Below are 14,609 nucleotides of genomic sequence, written 5' to 3'. Positions count from 1 at the left end.
GTGTTCAGGCATGGCCCGCAGCACCTGTCAGGGTAAAAGGACTGATTCCCAGCAAGGCCAGGGCGCGATCATAGCGCTCCCCAACCGGGGTAGAAAACAGGATTTCATGGGTAGCCTTGATGCTCAGCCAGGCATTGTCGGCCATCTCGCTTTCCAGCTGGCCCGCAGCCCAACCGGCATAACCCAGCGTGACCAGCATATGCACTGGCCCCTGGCCTTGGGCCACGTCCTGCAGCACATCCCGCGAAGTAGTCAGAGTCAGATCACCTACCCCCAGACTGGAGGTATAGGTTTTATCGGAATCATGGAGAACAAAGCCGCGATCCGTTTGCACCGGTCCACCGAAGTAGACAGAAGTCGCGGCCAGATCAGCCCGGTTTTCCACATCCACCTCGATACGAGACAGGAGCTCAACCAGGCTCAGATCCGTTGGTCGATTGATAACAAGGCCCAAGGCACCTTGCTCATTATGTTCACAGACATAAATCACCGTGTCGGCCAAGCTGCCCGAAACCACACCGGGCATGGCAAGTAACAGGTGGTGCGTTAGATCAGCGCTTTCTTGGATTAGCGGGGACTGGCTAGTGGCACTCATACACACCTCCCGTCAAAACAAACCACCTTGGAACTTGAGATGATCACACTTGGATCATTTCGAAGTCTTCCTTACGAGCGCCGCATTCGGGACAGACCCAGTTCGGAGGGACGTCTTCCCAGAGTGTGCCCGGCGCAATGCCTTCCTCAGGCAAACCTGCTTCTTCATCATAAATCCAGCCGCAAATCAGGCACATCCACGTACGCATAGTATTCCTACTGTATTTGTAAACATAGTCCGATCCGCGTGCAAATCGGGGCAATCCATTAAAATGGGGTTCATATTACTAAATTACTCAACCCGTGACATCCAGAGCCTTGCCGGCCCTGCATGGGTAACCAAGACAAGATGGCTGCTGAAATCAAAAATTCAAGTCCTGCTCTGGCGCTCGTGCTGGCTCCTTATGATCCCAGCGGCGGTGCCCACCTGCCCGCCGATGCCATCACTGGCGCTCATCTGGGCTGCCATATCGTCAGCGTGCCCACCGCCTTGCTGGTGCGCGATAGCGCGCAGCAAGAAAACATTCAGACCCTGGCAGAGGACATTGCCGACGACCAGGCGCGCTGCTTGCTGGAGGACATGAACATTCAGGCCATCAAGTGCGGTCCTGTCTACAGTCCTGAAATCGCCAGCATGGTGGCCGAGCTTTGCTCCGACTACCCTGAACTGCCCTTGGTCCTGCACCTGAGCGCCATGCCCACCGGCCTGGACGAGCTGGATGCGGACGATGCTCTTGATGCCAGTTTACGCCTGCTCCTGCCCCTGAGCTCCTTATTATTGATCGACCACCCCAGCCTGGAGCGCTGGCAGGCCGACGAGCTGCTGGGCGACACCCCCGATGCCGTGGAAACCTTGTTGAATAACGGAGCCAATGCCGTACTGGTCACCGGCGTCCCCGGTGCTGCCGGACAATGGCATACGCGCTTTCAGGGACATCACGGTCGTCTGGACTACAGCATGCCGCTGGATGGCGGCCTGCGTCAGCAGGACATAGACAGTTTGCTGGCTACCGCCTGCCTGAGCTTTCTGGCTCAAGGCCACGAGCTGGATAACGCGGTAGAATCAGCCTTGTTGCACCTGCAGGCACGTGCCAGTGACACCTTCCAGCCCGGTATGGGCCACCGCCTGTTCAACCCTGTTGCTCCCCAAAATGACTGACGCCACCACCCTGCGCTTTCCTGCCGGTCTATACGGCATTACTCCCGAATGGGACGACACCGCCCGCTTGTTGAACGCAGTGCGTGCCGCTCACGAAGGGGGTTTGCAGGTCTTGCAATTCCGTCGCAAGAACGGCCCGGAACCAATCCGCCAGCAACAACTCAAAGAGTTGATCAAGCTGTGCCTGTCTTTGGATCTGCCGCTATTGGTGAACGATCACTGGAGCTGGGCGCAAGAGTTTGACGTGCAAGGCGCGCACCTGGGTAAAAGCGATGGCGAGTTGACCCAGGCCCGTCAGGCACTGGGGCCGCAAGCCCTGCTGGGACGCTCCTGCTACAACAGTCTGGATCTGGCTCGCCAGGCCCTGGCAGACGATGCAGACTACATTGCCTTTGGGGCCATGTACCCTTCCAGCGTCAAACCCGAAGCCCCCCCGGCTGAACTGAACACCTTGCGACAAGCTCGACTGCTTTGCCAAGAACAAGAACACGAGGGACGGCGTGCTGCCATTGTTGCGATTGGCGGCATCACACCCGAGAAAATGCCCGAACTGCTGGAAGCAGGGGTCGATAGCGTTGCCGTTATCAGCAGCCTGTTTGAAACCAGCGATATACGCGCCACGGCGCAACGCTTTACCGACTACTTTCACGCCCAGGACTCATCGCGCTTTATGCGCTGATCCCTTGCCTGGCCTTGACCTTTTCACATCTGGATTCTTGCCTCATGTCCCGTAACTCCGAACTTTTTGAACGTGCCTGCAAAGTCATCCCCGGCGGCGTCAACTCGCCCGTCCGTGCCTTCGGTTCCGTGGGCGGCACCCCGTGCTTTATCGAACGCGCTCAGGGCCCTTACATCTGGGATGCAGACGGCCAGCAATACACGGACTACGTGGGTTCCTGGGGACCAGCCATTCTGGGCCACTCCGATCCGGACGTTATCAAGGCCGTACAGGAAGCCGCCGTACACGGCCTGTCCTACGGCGCGCCTACCGAAGGCGAAGTCGTGCTGGCTGAAACTCTGACCAAAATGCTGCCGTCCATCGAGCAAGTGCGTCTGGTCAGCTCCGGCACCGAAGCCACCATGAGCGCCATTCGTCTGGCCCGTGGCTTTACCGGCCGCAACACCATCATCAAGTTTGAAGGCTGTTACCACGGCCACGCTGACAGTTTGCTGGTCAAAGCCGGTTCCGGCTTGCTGACCTTTGGCAACCCCACCTCTGCAGGCGTGCCAGCCGAATTTGTCGGCCACACCCTGGTGCTGGACTACAACGATCTGGACGCCGTGCGCGATGCTTTCAAACAGAAAGGCAGCGAAATCGCCTGCATTATCGTTGAGCCTTTTGCCGGCAACATGAACCTGGTGCGCCCAGCCCCCGGCTTCCTGGAAGGCTTGCGCGAACTGTGTACCGAATACGGTGCCGTACTGATTTTTGACGAAGTCATGACCGGCTTCCGTGTTGGCCCTCAAGGCGTGCAAGGCCTGACCGGCATTCGTCCTGACCTGACCACCCTGGCCAAGGTGATTGGTGGCGGCATGCCCGTCGGTGCTTTCGGTGGCCGTCGCGACATCATGCAATGTGTCGCTCCCGTCGGTGGTGTTTACCAGGCAGGCACCCTGTCCGGTAACCCTGTTGCTGTGGCCGCGGGTCTGGCAACCTTGAAGAAACTGGCTCAACCCGGTTTCTACGACACCCTGACAGCCAACACCGCCAACCTGATCCAGGGCTTGAAGGCCGCTGCAAAAGAAGCAGGCGTACCTTTTACGGCAGACCACCAGGGCGGCTTGTTCGGTATCTACTTCAGCGAAACCGTGCCCACCTCCCTGGCCCAAGTGTCGGCTGGCGACATCGAGCGCTTCAAGCAGTTCTTCCACGCCATGCTGGACAAGGGTGTGTACTTCGCACCCTCGGCCTTTGAAGCAGGTTTTGTTTCGGTGCAGCACACCCCGGACATTACCGACGCCACTGTGCAAGCGGCACGCGAAGTTTTTGCCACCTTCAAAAACTAAAAGAACCAGACACAAAAAAGCGGGCTATATGCCCGCTTTTTTTTATACGCTGAACAATCAGTCTTGCGCCATCTGCCGCAAGACAAAGCGCTGCAACTTCCCTGTCTCGGTACGAGGCAAGGAAGTCACGAACTCAATGGCGCGTGGATACTTGTACGGCGCTGCGTTCTCTTTCACAAAATCCTGCAGCTTCTTTTTCAGCTCATCGTTTCCAGTAAAGCCAGGCTTGAGCACAATGAAGGCCTGCACAATCTGGCCCCGTTCTTCATCGGCGGCACCTACAACGCCACACTCGGCCACAGCCTCGTGCTTGAGCAAGGTCCCTTCCACTTCAGGACCGGCAATGTTGTAGCCCGAGGAAACAATCATGTCGTCGTTACGAGCCTGGTAATACAGGTAGCCGTCCTCGTCCATCTTGAAGGTGTCGCCAGGGAAGTTCCAACCGCCCTGAACAAACTGCTTCTGACGCTCGTCGTTCAGGTACTTGCAGCCTGTCGGCCCCTTTACGGCCAAACGGCCTACCGTACCGACTGGCACCGGATTCAGATCATCGTCCAGAATCGTGGCGACATAACCGGGCACCACTTGGCCAATGGCACCAGCACGCACTTTTTCAGGTGGGCTGGACACGTACACGTGAATCATTTCCGTGCCACCAATGCCATCTGTCATCTCGATGCCGCTGGCCTGCTTCCAAAGCTGACGCGTCGCATCTGGCAAGGCTTCGCCTGCCGACACGGTGGCACGCAAGCTGGCCAAGGAGTAACGATCCACCAAACCAGCCATCTGACGATAGAAGGTGGGTGCGGTAAAGCTCATGGTCACTTTGAAGCGATCAATCATGCCCAGCAGATCGGAAGGCGTCAGACGCTCCAGCAGGACAGTGGATGCACCCACACGCAGCGGGAAGCACAGCAGACCGCCCAGGCCGAAGGTAAAGGCCAAAGGAGGCGTACCGCAGACCACATCATCCGGGGTCAAACGCAGTACGTGACGCGAGAAGGTATCGCACATTGCCAGCACATCACGATGGAAGTGCATGCAACCTTTAGGCTGGCCGGTCGTACCGCTGGTGAAAGCGATCAGACAAACATCGTCAGCCGCCGTATCGCAAGCGGTGAACTCTTCGGGCTTGTCAGCCAACAAGGCTTCCAGACCCTTGGCGCTTTCATCGTTAAAGCACAACAGTTGCTTCAGAGCAGGCGTGTAGGAATCATGCGTGGAGTCCATGCAGTGTTCCAGCTCTTCACGCAGGCGCTCGTCACACAAGGCAGCATGAATCTCGGCCTTGTCCAGAATCGTCTTCAGTTCCACCGCCCGCAACAAAGGCATGGTGGGAACCGTGACCAGACCGGCCTTGATGCTGGCCAACCAGCAGGCGGCCATCATGGGGTTATTGGGACCACGCAGCAAAACCCGGTTGCCGGGCACCAGCTTCATGTCCTCAACCAGAACATGAGCAATACGGTTGGTCAGCACGTCCAGCTGCTTGTAGGTCAGGCTGCGATTCTCATCGCCCTGTGCCCACTGCAAAGCCACGCGATCACCATGCCCCGCTGCTACCTGCTCTCCCAACAGCGCCACGGCACAATTGAGACGAGCGGGATAGTCCACATCCGGATTGCCTTCCAGCAACATCTCTGGCCACCACTCCATGGGTGGCAGATTGTCGCGTGCAAAGGTATCAAGGTGCGCTGAACGTTCCATCCTTATCTCCTGCGTAGATTACGCCCCACTCAGGCGTAGACCTTGGTCCATCAAAGGCGCCAGCCAAATTGGCAAGGTCTATATTGTTTAGTTCTAAAGGATATTAGCAAAAAAAACGCTCCAGTATCAGCAATCCCGACTACGGGTTATCCGCAGTAGCGCATCATCCTCCGCTGTTTCAAGGGGTATCCTAGACTGATCCCGGCTCCTCTGAGGCCCTCGCCCGCGCAACGCAAAATTCAATAATGAATTTCAGGATATAAGAAATAAATCGATCTTCTGCATGCATTTTTTTCAATTAAGAAAAATTACGGCAGGCGTTATTTTTGAAACAAAAAAAAGTATCAAAAAAAGCAGAAAAGTGATTAAGCGAACAGGCGATACAGAGGCAAATGCCTTATACTTCAACTAAATAATCACTTGAATTTAGCCAGCTTATCGTGTCGGATCAAAGTTAGAGCGCCGTCCGAAGATTATTCAAAGCCGTGGCCCTAAAAGTAAATAGCAGACAAGAGTTTGCATTTCCTTACCCAATGCTTTGCCTGCTTTGCCGGTGCTTTCTATCAAGTTGATTAATTTAAGCTTAAAAACGAATTTACTTTGATCTGTCGCAATGTCAAACTTCGAACCAGCCCCTAAGATACCCACCAAGCTAACCCAGCTTGCTCATGGCTGCGGTCTGCGTCCTTCAAAGCTAAACATTTTGGACATGCACCATTAAGGCAAGCTATCTATGATCATGAACGATATCCCCGCTTCCGCCGTCGCCGATGCCGCTCCCGACTTGGAAAGCCGTGCCCATAGCGACGACCACTTCGACACCCGCCTGTGGCTGCGCTTGATGGCCTGCACCAATCTGGTTGAAGGCGAAATTCGCAGTCGCCTGCGTACCGAGCACACGACCACACTGCCCCGTTTTGACCTGATGGCTCAATTGCAGCGTCAGCCCGCTGGCATGAAAATGAGCGAGCTGTCCCGTCACCTGATGGTCACCAACGGCAATATCACGGGCATTACCGATCAGCTGGAAAAAGAAGGTTTGGTCGAACGCATCAAGGTGCTCACCGACCGTCGCAGCTCCCTGATCCGCCTGACACCCAAGGGCAAGCGCCAGTTCAAGAAAATGGCGGCCTCCCACGAGCAGTGGCTACAGGAGATGTTTGCCAACCTGTCGGAAAAAGCGCGCGTCAACCTGTTTGAAGCCCTGGGCGAACTCAAGCTGATCACTCGCAACAACGTGGCCATGGCTGCTCGCGAAAGCTAAGCGCTCCGGCGCGACCAAAGATATGCTCAGGCGGCTCAAAGCAAGTATCATTACTGCTTTGAGCCGCCTTTAACATTGTTTTTCGGATCGCGTCATGGCCGTCAATCTGTTCATTCCCTCTGAATCTGATATTCACCCCGTTGCCGGTGTCAAAATCGGTATTGCCGAAGCCGGTATTCGCAAGGCCAACCGACGCGACCTGACCGTGTTTGAATTGGCCCCCGGCACCAGCGTGGCCGGTGTGTTCACCACCAACCGTTTCCGTGCTGCTCCAGTACAAGTGTGCGAAGCGCACTTGGCTACGCACGATGGCATCCGCGCCCTGGTCATCAACACCGGCAATGCCAACGCTGGCACAGGTCAGGCTGGTTTGGAAAAAGCACAGCAAACCTGCACGGAAACCGCACGCCTGCTGAACATCCTGCCCCAGCAAGTGTTGCCCTTTTCCACCGGCGTGATTCTGGAGCCTCTGCCCATGGATCGCCTGCTGGGCGCTCTGCCTGCGGCGGTGAACGATCTGGCCGACAACAACTGGTTCAATGCTGCTCACAGCATCATGACCACCGACACGCAACCCAAAATCGTGTCTCGTCAAATCCAGTTGTCGGGTAAAACCATCACACTGACCGGCATCAGCAAGGGCGCGGGCATGATTCGCCCCAATATGGCCACCATGCTGGGTTACCTGGCTACGGACGCCGGTATTGCTCCCGAACTGCTGCGCGATATGTGCCGTCTGGCAGCGGACCGCTCTTTCAACCGCATTACGGTTGATGGCGACACCTCCACCAACGACTCCTTCATCATCATGGCAACCGGCCAAAGCGGTGTCACGGTAGAGTCGATTGCAGACCCGAACTACAACACCTTGCTGGATGCCCTGGTCGACGCCTCGCGCGAACTGGCCCAGAAAATCGTGCGTGACGCCGAAGGCGCCACCAAGTTCATGACCATTCAGGTTGATGACGCCGGTTCCAGCGAAGAAGCTCTGAAAGTGGCTTACGCCATCGCTCACTCACCTCTGGTGAAAACAGCCTTCTTTGCCTCCGACCCGAACCTGGGCCGTATTCTGTGCGCCATTGGCTACGCCGGCATTAGCGATTTGGACGTGAGCAAATTGCGTCTGTGGCTAGGCGATGTGCTGGTGGCCGTGAACGGTGGCCGCAACCCCGACTACCAGGAAGAAGATGGCCAGCGCGTCATGCAGGAAGCCGAAATTCTGGTACGTGTTTCTCTGGGCCGTGGCCAACACAGCGAAACGGTTTATACCTGCGACTTCTCGCACGAGTACGTCACTATCAACGCGGACTACCGCTCCTGATAAAAAAACCGTCTCCACCCAATCGGTGGAGACGGTTTTTCCTTACGGACAAGCCCGCCACTGGCGGGCTTGTTCTATTTCTTGCCCATGCCCTTGACCAGCGAGAGCACCGCCAGAATCAGGAACACGACAAACAGGATCTTGGCAATCGAAGCAGCACCAGCGGCAATGCCACCAAAACCCAGCACAGCAGCCACGATAGCTACAATAAAAAAGATTACGGCGTAGTAAAGCATACGATTCTCCTCATCATCAGTACGTACAGGGACAGCACCTTGTCTGACGGGCCATCTCAACGACAGCTCATGAAATACCTACAGACAAAAAAAGGCTCCCACCCGCTAACGGTCGTACTTGTCGTAGAAGTCTTTAACCTCGCGCTCCGCCTCTTCGCGGGTACGGCCATAGCGCTCTTGCACCAGACCGGCCAATTGCGTGGCATCCCCTTTCACCTTGGCCCACTCATCATCCGTAATTTCGCCCCAGACGCTGCGGGCTTTACCGGCCAGTTGTTTCCATTTGCCTTCGATCGTGTCCTTATTCATACGTTTCCCCTTAGTAGGTCCGAAAAATAAATGACTTACGCTTCTGTGAACGCAACAGCTCTACCGTAGCGGAAGGCGAGCCACTCAAAGGCCACAGATTGAGGAGAAATGTAACAAATTAGCGAGATGCCCTGTTCTGGGTGAGGCAGGTCCCCTCACACGTCCTTTACGACCCGAAGGCAAGGGGTCTCCCCTGCCTACCCAGTGAAAAACGAAAGGATTGGATGCAAAATACAGACAGGAGAAGGCCCAAGCCATTGACAGCAAAGCCTTTTTGCCCTATTATTTTTTGCTTGGCATTTTGCGTGTCAAGATTTTTTTATGTTAGATGGCATTACAGCGGGCTGTTATTGGCCTTTTACGCGATGCCTGTTTGACTCTTTAAGGGATTCCCTATGTACGCGGTTATAAAAACCGGCGGTAAGCAATATCGCATTACTGCTGGCCAAAAACTCAAAATAGAACAGATACCGGCAGACATTGGGCAAGAAATTTCGCTTGACCAGGTTCTGTCCGTCGGCGAAGGTGAAGCACTGCAAATCGGTGCTCCTTTCGTTGCTGGCGCTGTGGTCAAGGCTACTGTTCTTGCGCAAGGCCGTCACGACAAAATCAAGATTTTCAAAATGCGCCGTCGCAAGCACTACCGCAAAACGCAAGGCCATCGTCAAAACTACACCGAAATCCGCATCGAAGCGATCAACGCCTAAGTTGTTGCTAAAAGCGAATTTGGTATTTTCTTCATCTAGGAGCTAAAGAAATGGCACAGAAGAAAGGCGGCGGCTCTACGCGGAACGGCCGTGACTCACAGGCCAAACGTCTGGGCGTTAAAGTCTACGGCGGTCAGGTAATTTCGGCTGGCGGCATCATTGTTCGTCAGCGCGGCACTCAGTTTCACCCCGGCGTGAACGTGGGCATTGGCAAAGACCACACCCTGTTCTCCCTGGTCGATGGCAAAGTTAAATTTTCCATCACTGGTGCTCTGAACAAGCGTACCGTTTCGGTCGTTGCTGGCGAATAAGCCACCCGATCAAAGCGTACTCGCTGCGAAAAAGCCCTGCCGCCCTAGGCAGGGCTTTTTTTATGCATGGCCAACCCGCCATCGCCCAAACCTGCCCACCCGGCTTAGCCAGTCTCCCTACGGCCACAGCAAGAGATTAAAAATCGGCCACTATCACGGCACATACCGGCAGATAAGCCAATCTCCTATACACTAAGCAATTGGGGTTTTTGTTTAAAATGGTCTGCTCCCAGACCAGCAGCCCATACGGTTCTGCGGCCCCTGGACCTATACAGCACTCATCACCATGAAATTCGTAGACGAAGCGACCATTGAAGTGGTCGCAGGCAAAGGTGGAAACGGCGCTGCCAGTTTCCGCCGAGAAAAATTTATTGAAAAAGGTGGCCCCAATGGCGGCGACGGTGGACGCGGTGGCAGCATTTATGCCGAGGCCGACCGTAACGTCAACACCTTGATCGACTACCGCTACGCCCGCCTGCACCGCGCTCGCAACGGCGAAAACGGCCGTGGGTCCGACCAATATGGCGCGGGTGGCGAGGACATCACCCTGCGTGTGCCCGTTGGCACCATGATTTTTGACGCAGAAACCGGCGAGCAGCTGTTTGACATGAAGCGTCATGGCGAAAAAATAACCCTGGCCCAAGGCGGCGCCGGTGGTTTGGGTAACCTGCACTTCAAATCCAGTGTGAACCGTGCCCCGCGTCAATTTACCTACGGCAAGGAAGGCGAGCATCGCAAGCTGCGTCTGGAACTGAAGGTGCTGGCTGATGTCGGTCTGCTGGGTATGCCCAACGCCGGTAAATCCACGCTGATCACCCGCATTTCCAACGCCAAGCCGCGCATTGCGGATTACCCCTTCACCACCTTGCACCCCAACCTGGGTGTGGTGCGTTCGTCCGAAGCCCACAGCTTTGTAGTGGCCGATATTCCTGGCCTGATCGAAGGCGCGTCGGAAGGTGCCGGCCTGGGACACTTGTTCCTGCGCCACCTGACCCGCACCCGTATCTTGCTGCATCTGCTGGACGTATCCAGCCTGGACCCGGACGAGGATGTTGTAGCCAAAGTGGCTGCAGAGGCCCGTGCCATTGTTGAAGAACTGCGTCTGTACAGCGAAGAGCTGTACGCCAAGCCACGCTGGCTGGTTCTGAACAAGCTGGACATGGTCTCGGACCCGGAAGACCTGAAAGCCCGCCTGCTCAAAGAGCTGAACTGGGAAGGCCCGGTCTTTGGTATCTCCGCCCTGACCGGTGTCGGTACACAGGATCTGGTCTATCAGCTGCAATCCTGGCTGGATGAAGAAAGCCGCAAAGAGCATATCGAGCAAGATATTGCCGACGGCACCCATATTTACGACGAGAGGTTTGCCCCAGACTGATCGTGCTACACAGGTCCAGGATCTAGACTCCAGGACTGAACCCCAAAATGCCCGGAAGACGCGGTTAAGCCAACCGCCCTACTCCTGGCATTTTCTCTATTTACACGCCAAGCGATGGATTTCTGAACTCGTCATGCAGCACTCTTCTCATTCTGAATCGGCCGTTGCGCAATCGCGCCGATTGGTTATTAAAGTAGGTTCCTCCCTGGTCACCAACGAGGGCAAAGGGATTGACCTGGATGCCGTAGAGCAATGGGCTACCCAGATTGCTCAACTGCATGCCCAAGGCAAGCAATTGGTGCTGGTTTCCAGCGGTGCCATTGCCGAAGGCATGGCCCGCCTTGGCTGGCCGCGCCGACCGAAGGCCATGAATGAGTTGCAAGCGGCGGCGGCCGTCGGCCAGATGGGCTTGATTCAAGCCTATGAAGTGGCTTTTGCCCGCCATGGTGTGCGCACCGCTCAGATTCTGCTGACCCATGAAGATCTGGCCGACCGCCATCGCTACCTGAATGCACGAGGCACCATCAACACCTTGCTGGACCTGGGTGTAGTCCCCATCGTGAACGAGAACGACACGGTGGTCACGGATGAAATCCGCGTGGGCGACAACGATACATTGGGCGCACTAGTCACCAACCTGATCGAAGCCGAAACCCTGATTATCCTGACCGACCAGGCTGGCCTTTACAGTGCCGACCCGCGCAGCAATCCTGATGCACAGTTCATCTCGCTGGGACAGGCGGGCGATCCGACGCTGGAAGCCATGGCAGGCGGCTCGGGCAGCAATATCGGCACCGGCGGCATGATCACCAAAATCCTGGCCGCCAAACGCGCTGCGCAAAGCGGTGGCCACACCATTATTGCCTCTGGCCGCGAACAGCAAGTCCTGTCCCGCCTGGCGCAAGGTGAGCGCATCGGCACCGAGCTGCGTGCCACCCTGCCCGTACGCTCGGCCCGCCAACGCTGGCTGGTCGACCAGTTGCGTGTGCGTGGTCGCGTATCGCTGGACGAAGGCGCTGTACGTGCGCTGGTAGACGGTCACAAGAGCCTGCTGCCCGTCGGTGTCACCCATGTAGAAGGCGAATTTGACCGTGGCGACGTGGTGGCCTGCGTGGACAAGCACGGCGTGGAATACGCCCGTGGTCTGATCAACTACTCCTCGGACGACACCCGCCGCATCATGGGCCAACCCAGCCACCTGATCAATGAATTGCTGGGCAGCGAACACGATACAGAGCTGATACACCGTAACAATATGGTGTTCCCACGCAGTGCACCGGATCAGGACTAATCCTTGACCCCTACCCTGCCCGCCTGTTGAAATAGACGGATAAAACGTATCGAATTGCGACAGTGCGCGCGGTTTTTGCGCGCCTGATTGCAACACTTTCCCTTTCGGGCGATGCGCCCAAGGAACCGTATGAAGATCCTCGTGCTAGGTGCTGGCGTAGAAGGCGTAACCAGCGCTTATTATCTTGCCCGCCAAGGACACAGCGTAACGGTCATCGACCGCATGGCTGGGCCCGCTCTGGAAACCAGTTTTGCCAACGCCGGTCAGTTGTCCTTTGGCTATGCCTGCCCTTGGGCTGCGCCGGGTATCCCGCGCAAAGCCATCAAGTGGATGTTCGACGAGCATCCGGCCCTGACGATTCGCCCGGATGGCACGCTGACACAAATCAAGTGGCTGCTGGCCATGTGGCGCAACTGCACAGCAGACCGCTACGCCATCAATAAAGAACGCATGGTGCGTCTGGCTGAATACAGCCGCCACTGCATGGCCGAGTTGCGCGCCCAGACCGACATTCAATTCGAGCACCGTGCCCAAGGCACCTTGCAGCTTTTCCGTACGCAAAAGCAGCTGGACGGCATTGCCGCCGACATCGAGGTCCTGAAAGAAGCTGGCGTGCCCTACGAGCTGCTGTCCGCCTCCGAATTGCACACGATTGAGCCGGCTCTGCGCCACGTAGAGCACAAACTAAGCGGTGGCTTGCGCTTCCCGGAAGATGAAACCGGCGACTGCCAGATGTTCACCCGCCGCCTTAGCGAATTGGCCGAGAAGGAAGGCGTGGAATTCCGCTGGAACCAGAACATTCAGCGCATTCACAGCAACGGCACGCAGATCAGCGGCGTCCAAAGCTCCGATGGCCTGTTGACTGCCGATGCCTACGTGGTGGCCTTGGGCTCCTGGTCTACGGGTTTGATGAAAGACCTGCAGGCCATCCCGGTCTACCCATTGAAGGGCTACTCCATTACCGCCACAATTGCGGATGCCTCGCGTGCGCCTCAGTCCACGTTGCTGGATGAAAGCTACAAGATCGCCCTGACCCGCTTTGATAATCGCATTCGCGTGGGCGGCATGGCCGAGGTCGTCGGCTTTAACAAGCGCCTGAATCCCCGCCGTGAACAGACCTTGCTGATGGTCCTGAATGATCTGTTCCCCGGCAGCTACCAAAGCGATGCAGATCTGCATTTCTGGACCGGCCTGCGTCCCAAGACGCCGGACAGCACCCCAATTGTGGGGCGTAGCCGCTACTCCAATCTGTTCCTGAACACCGGCCACGGTACGCTGGGATGGACCTTGGCTACCGGCAGTGCACAATTGCTGGCTGATCTGATCAGCAACAAGGAGCCTGCCATCCGTGCAGACGACTTGTCGGTGCAGCGCTACTACTAAGCCCTGCCCCCCACAGCATGAACAAAGGCTCTGCCGGTATAACCGACAGGGCCTTTTTCAACTGCCCTGCCCTGATGACATCCTGACTAGGCCAGCAACTGGCAATTAGCAGCGAACATATAGCCCCAGTTATGAATCGAGCGGATAGGCAGAACCGTGCCTCCCTGGTTGAATTTGCGTCTCATACGGCTGACCAGAACGCCCAGGCGGTTGATATGCGAAGCACCGGGTGGATTGCTGATTACATCCGTTTTACTAGCCACAGCCCGCATCAACTCGTAATGACTGGCCCGGCGATCCTCTTCGCGCAGCAAGCGGACGATGAAGGCGCGCTCCGTGCTGGTCAGGCTAAACGAGATCCCGACAGGCGATATCAAGGCCCAGCCCTCCTGATCCAGCACCCACTCCTGGGGCTGAGACGGTTCAGGAATGATGGGCATCTGCATCATGCGCCGCTGCAAGCTGTGCAAACTGGCTGCCAGCAACTCCAAAGACGCATCCCTGGGGCAAAACTGATCTCCGCCGCTATGCAAGGCTTGCAGCATGGCCGAGTCCGTCGCATCAGACTGCATCAGGATTCCAATTTGCGGACACAGCATACGTAAGCGCACGGCCGCCGAGCAGATTTCCGCCAAGGCCCCGCCCAACCAGGCAATACATATCGAACCGGCGTAACGGCCCCGCGTTTGGGCCAACTGTAGCAAAGCCGTCGCATCCGGGCAAAAAATAAGACGATAACCCCGTTCTGCCAGAGCCTGAATTTGTTGTTCTAGTAAGTTTCGATCAGGGATAGCCGTGGCCAGGTACAGAACAACAGGACCGCCAGCAATTTCATTTGCAACCGACATAGTTGATACCTTAACTATAATGACATCTGATGACTATGCCGGACAGTATAAATCACGACTGTGATTTTTAATTAAAACCATCGTGTTTGGCTTTACA

At 56.3% G+C, this 14,609-nt stretch carries 16 protein-coding genes; 10 read left to right on the top strand and 6 right to left on the bottom strand.

Annotated elements, in window-relative coordinates; genetic code table 11:
• Nucleotides 1-4 precede the first annotated feature (4 nt).
• Nucleotides 5-526, bottom strand: a complete 522-nt coding sequence (locus tag D0C27_RS06695; RefSeq protein ID WP_009460584.1) for a YqgE/AlgH family protein — start codon at nucleotides 524-526, stop codon at nucleotides 5-7.
• Nucleotides 527-638: 112 nt separating this feature from the next.
• Complete coding sequence (locus D0C27_RS06690) at nucleotides 639-803, bottom strand: rubredoxin (protein WP_009460582.1); 165 nt, start codon at nucleotides 801-803, stop codon at nucleotides 639-641.
• 140 nt (nucleotides 804-943) lie between these two features.
• Between D0C27_RS06690 and D0C27_RS06685 the strand changes: the two genes are divergently transcribed.
• The 3 genes from D0C27_RS06685 to hemL are packed head-to-tail and all read left to right on the top strand — an operon-like array spanning nucleotide 944 to nucleotide 3,760.
• On the top strand, nucleotides 944-1,753 hold the full coding sequence (locus D0C27_RS06685; protein ID WP_031233047.1) for a bifunctional hydroxymethylpyrimidine kinase/phosphomethylpyrimidine kinase: 810 nt from the start codon (nucleotides 944-946) through the stop codon (nucleotides 1,751-1,753).
• Nucleotides 1,746-2,432 carry a thiamine phosphate synthase gene (thiE, locus tag D0C27_RS06680; RefSeq protein WP_022983601.1) on the top strand — a complete coding sequence of 229 codons (687 nt, stop codon included), beginning with the start codon at nucleotides 1,746-1,748 and terminating at the stop codon, nucleotides 2,430-2,432. The genes D0C27_RS06685 and thiE overlap by 8 nt, the downstream gene beginning before the upstream one ends.
• A gap of 44 nt (nucleotides 2,433-2,476) precedes the next feature.
• Nucleotides 2,477-3,760 (top strand): glutamate-1-semialdehyde 2,1-aminomutase, encoded by a 1,284-nt coding sequence (gene hemL, locus D0C27_RS06675; protein WP_035270437.1) that lies wholly within the window; start codon nucleotides 2,477-2,479, stop codon nucleotides 3,758-3,760.
• Between the two features lie 57 nt (nucleotides 3,761-3,817).
• On the opposite strand, the gene D0C27_RS06670 is transcribed toward hemL, so the two are convergent.
• On the bottom strand, nucleotides 3,818-5,467 hold the full coding sequence (locus D0C27_RS06670) for an AMP-binding protein (RefSeq protein WP_009460576.1): 1,650 nt from the start codon (nucleotides 5,465-5,467) through the stop codon (nucleotides 3,818-3,820).
• 733 nt (nucleotides 5,468-6,200) lie between these two features.
• Here D0C27_RS06670 and D0C27_RS06665 point away from each other — a divergent pair.
• Together D0C27_RS06665 and argJ are read left to right on the top strand one after the other, a co-directional pair.
• Complete coding sequence (locus D0C27_RS06665) at nucleotides 6,201-6,731, top strand: MarR family winged helix-turn-helix transcriptional regulator (RefSeq protein ID WP_009460574.1); 531 nt, start codon at nucleotides 6,201-6,203, stop codon at nucleotides 6,729-6,731.
• A 94-nt stretch (nucleotides 6,732-6,825) separates the two neighbouring features.
• The gene (argJ, locus tag D0C27_RS06660) at nucleotides 6,826-8,052 is read left to right on the top strand and encodes a bifunctional glutamate N-acetyltransferase/amino-acid acetyltransferase ArgJ (protein ID WP_137430655.1); all 1,227 of its coding nucleotides are present in this window, start codon (nucleotides 6,826-6,828) and stop codon (nucleotides 8,050-8,052) included.
• A gap of 74 nt (nucleotides 8,053-8,126) precedes the next feature.
• On the opposite strand, the gene D0C27_RS06655 is transcribed toward argJ, so the two are convergent.
• Together D0C27_RS06655 and D0C27_RS06650 are read right to left on the bottom strand one after the other, a co-directional pair.
• Nucleotides 8,127-8,288 carry a DUF1328 domain-containing protein gene (locus D0C27_RS06655; protein ID WP_009460570.1) on the bottom strand — a complete coding sequence of 54 codons (162 nt, stop codon included), beginning with the start codon at nucleotides 8,286-8,288 and terminating at the stop codon, nucleotides 8,127-8,129.
• Between the two features lie 105 nt (nucleotides 8,289-8,393).
• The gene (locus tag D0C27_RS06650) at nucleotides 8,394-8,597 is read right to left on the bottom strand and encodes a CsbD family protein (RefSeq protein WP_009460568.1); all 204 of its coding nucleotides are present in this window, start codon (nucleotides 8,595-8,597) and stop codon (nucleotides 8,394-8,396) included.
• Between the two features lie 395 nt (nucleotides 8,598-8,992).
• Between D0C27_RS06650 and rplU the strand changes: the two genes are divergently transcribed.
• From rplU to D0C27_RS06625, 5 genes are all read left to right on the top strand, one after another.
• Nucleotides 8,993-9,304: a 50S ribosomal protein L21 gene (gene rplU, locus D0C27_RS06645; RefSeq protein WP_003801901.1), complete on the top strand. Its 312-nt coding sequence runs from the start codon at nucleotides 8,993-8,995 to the stop codon at nucleotides 9,302-9,304.
• A gap of 50 nt (nucleotides 9,305-9,354) precedes the next feature.
• Nucleotides 9,355-9,615 (top strand): 50S ribosomal protein L27, encoded by a 261-nt coding sequence (rpmA, locus tag D0C27_RS06640; RefSeq protein WP_009460566.1) that lies wholly within the window; start codon nucleotides 9,355-9,357, stop codon nucleotides 9,613-9,615.
• A 286-nt stretch (nucleotides 9,616-9,901) separates the two neighbouring features.
• Nucleotides 9,902-10,990: a GTPase ObgE gene (gene obgE, locus D0C27_RS06635; protein WP_009460564.1), complete on the top strand. Its 1,089-nt coding sequence runs from the start codon at nucleotides 9,902-9,904 to the stop codon at nucleotides 10,988-10,990.
• 133 nt (nucleotides 10,991-11,123) lie between these two features.
• Nucleotides 11,124-12,281 (top strand): glutamate 5-kinase, encoded by a 1,158-nt coding sequence (proB, locus tag D0C27_RS06630; RefSeq protein ID WP_026484420.1) that lies wholly within the window; start codon nucleotides 11,124-11,126, stop codon nucleotides 12,279-12,281.
• A 129-nt stretch (nucleotides 12,282-12,410) separates the two neighbouring features.
• The gene (locus tag D0C27_RS06625; RefSeq protein WP_009460560.1) at nucleotides 12,411-13,664 is read left to right on the top strand and encodes a D-amino acid dehydrogenase; all 1,254 of its coding nucleotides are present in this window, start codon (nucleotides 12,411-12,413) and stop codon (nucleotides 13,662-13,664) included.
• Nucleotides 13,665-13,750: 86 nt separating this feature from the next.
• On the opposite strand, the gene D0C27_RS06620 is transcribed toward D0C27_RS06625, so the two are convergent.
• Nucleotides 13,751-14,512 (bottom strand): helix-turn-helix domain-containing protein, encoded by a 762-nt coding sequence (locus D0C27_RS06620; RefSeq protein WP_035270428.1) that lies wholly within the window; start codon nucleotides 14,510-14,512, stop codon nucleotides 13,751-13,753.
• Nucleotides 14,513-14,609: the final 97 nt, after the last annotated feature.

It is taken from the genome of Alcaligenes faecalis, from assembly GCF_005311025.1.
Lineage (GTDB): Bacteria > Pseudomonadota > Gammaproteobacteria > Burkholderiales > Burkholderiaceae_B > Alcaligenes > Alcaligenes phenolicus.
This window is presented reverse-complemented; position numbering and strand designations above follow the sequence as displayed.

Coding starts and splice junctions, on each gene's coding strand:
- D0C27_RS06695 (WP_009460584.1), bottom strand. CDS start 526: ATGCCCGGTGTGGTTTCGGGCAGCTTGGCCGACACGGTGATTTATGTC.
- D0C27_RS06690 (WP_009460582.1), bottom strand. CDS start 803: ATGCGTACGTGGATGTGCCTGATTTGCGGCTGGATTTATGATGAAGAA.
- D0C27_RS06685 (WP_031233047.1), top strand. CDS start 944: ATGGCTGCTGAAATCAAAAATTCAAGTCCTGCTCTGGCGCTCGTGCTG.
- thiE (WP_022983601.1), top strand. CDS start 1,746: ATGACTGACGCCACCACCCTGCGCTTTCCTGCCGGTCTATACGGCATT.
- hemL (WP_035270437.1), top strand. CDS start 2,477: ATGTCCCGTAACTCCGAACTTTTTGAACGTGCCTGCAAAGTCATCCCC.
- D0C27_RS06670 (WP_009460576.1), bottom strand. CDS start 5,467: ATGGAACGTTCAGCGCACCTTGATACCTTTGCACGCGACAATCTGCCA.
- D0C27_RS06665 (WP_009460574.1), top strand. CDS start 6,201: ATGATCATGAACGATATCCCCGCTTCCGCCGTCGCCGATGCCGCTCCC.
- argJ (WP_137430655.1), top strand. CDS start 6,826: ATGGCCGTCAATCTGTTCATTCCCTCTGAATCTGATATTCACCCCGTT.
- D0C27_RS06655 (WP_009460570.1), bottom strand. CDS start 8,288: ATGCTTTACTACGCCGTAATCTTTTTTATTGTAGCTATCGTGGCTGCT.
- D0C27_RS06650 (WP_009460568.1), bottom strand. CDS start 8,597: ATGAATAAGGACACGATCGAAGGCAAATGGAAACAACTGGCCGGTAAA.
- rplU (WP_003801901.1), top strand. CDS start 8,993: ATGTACGCGGTTATAAAAACCGGCGGTAAGCAATATCGCATTACTGCT.
- rpmA (WP_009460566.1), top strand. CDS start 9,355: ATGGCACAGAAGAAAGGCGGCGGCTCTACGCGGAACGGCCGTGACTCA.
- obgE (WP_009460564.1), top strand. CDS start 9,902: ATGAAATTCGTAGACGAAGCGACCATTGAAGTGGTCGCAGGCAAAGGT.
- proB (WP_026484420.1), top strand. CDS start 11,124: ATGCAGCACTCTTCTCATTCTGAATCGGCCGTTGCGCAATCGCGCCGA.
- D0C27_RS06625 (WP_009460560.1), top strand. CDS start 12,411: ATGAAGATCCTCGTGCTAGGTGCTGGCGTAGAAGGCGTAACCAGCGCT.
- D0C27_RS06620 (WP_035270428.1), bottom strand. CDS start 14,512: ATGTCGGTTGCAAATGAAATTGCTGGCGGTCCTGTTGTTCTGTACCTG.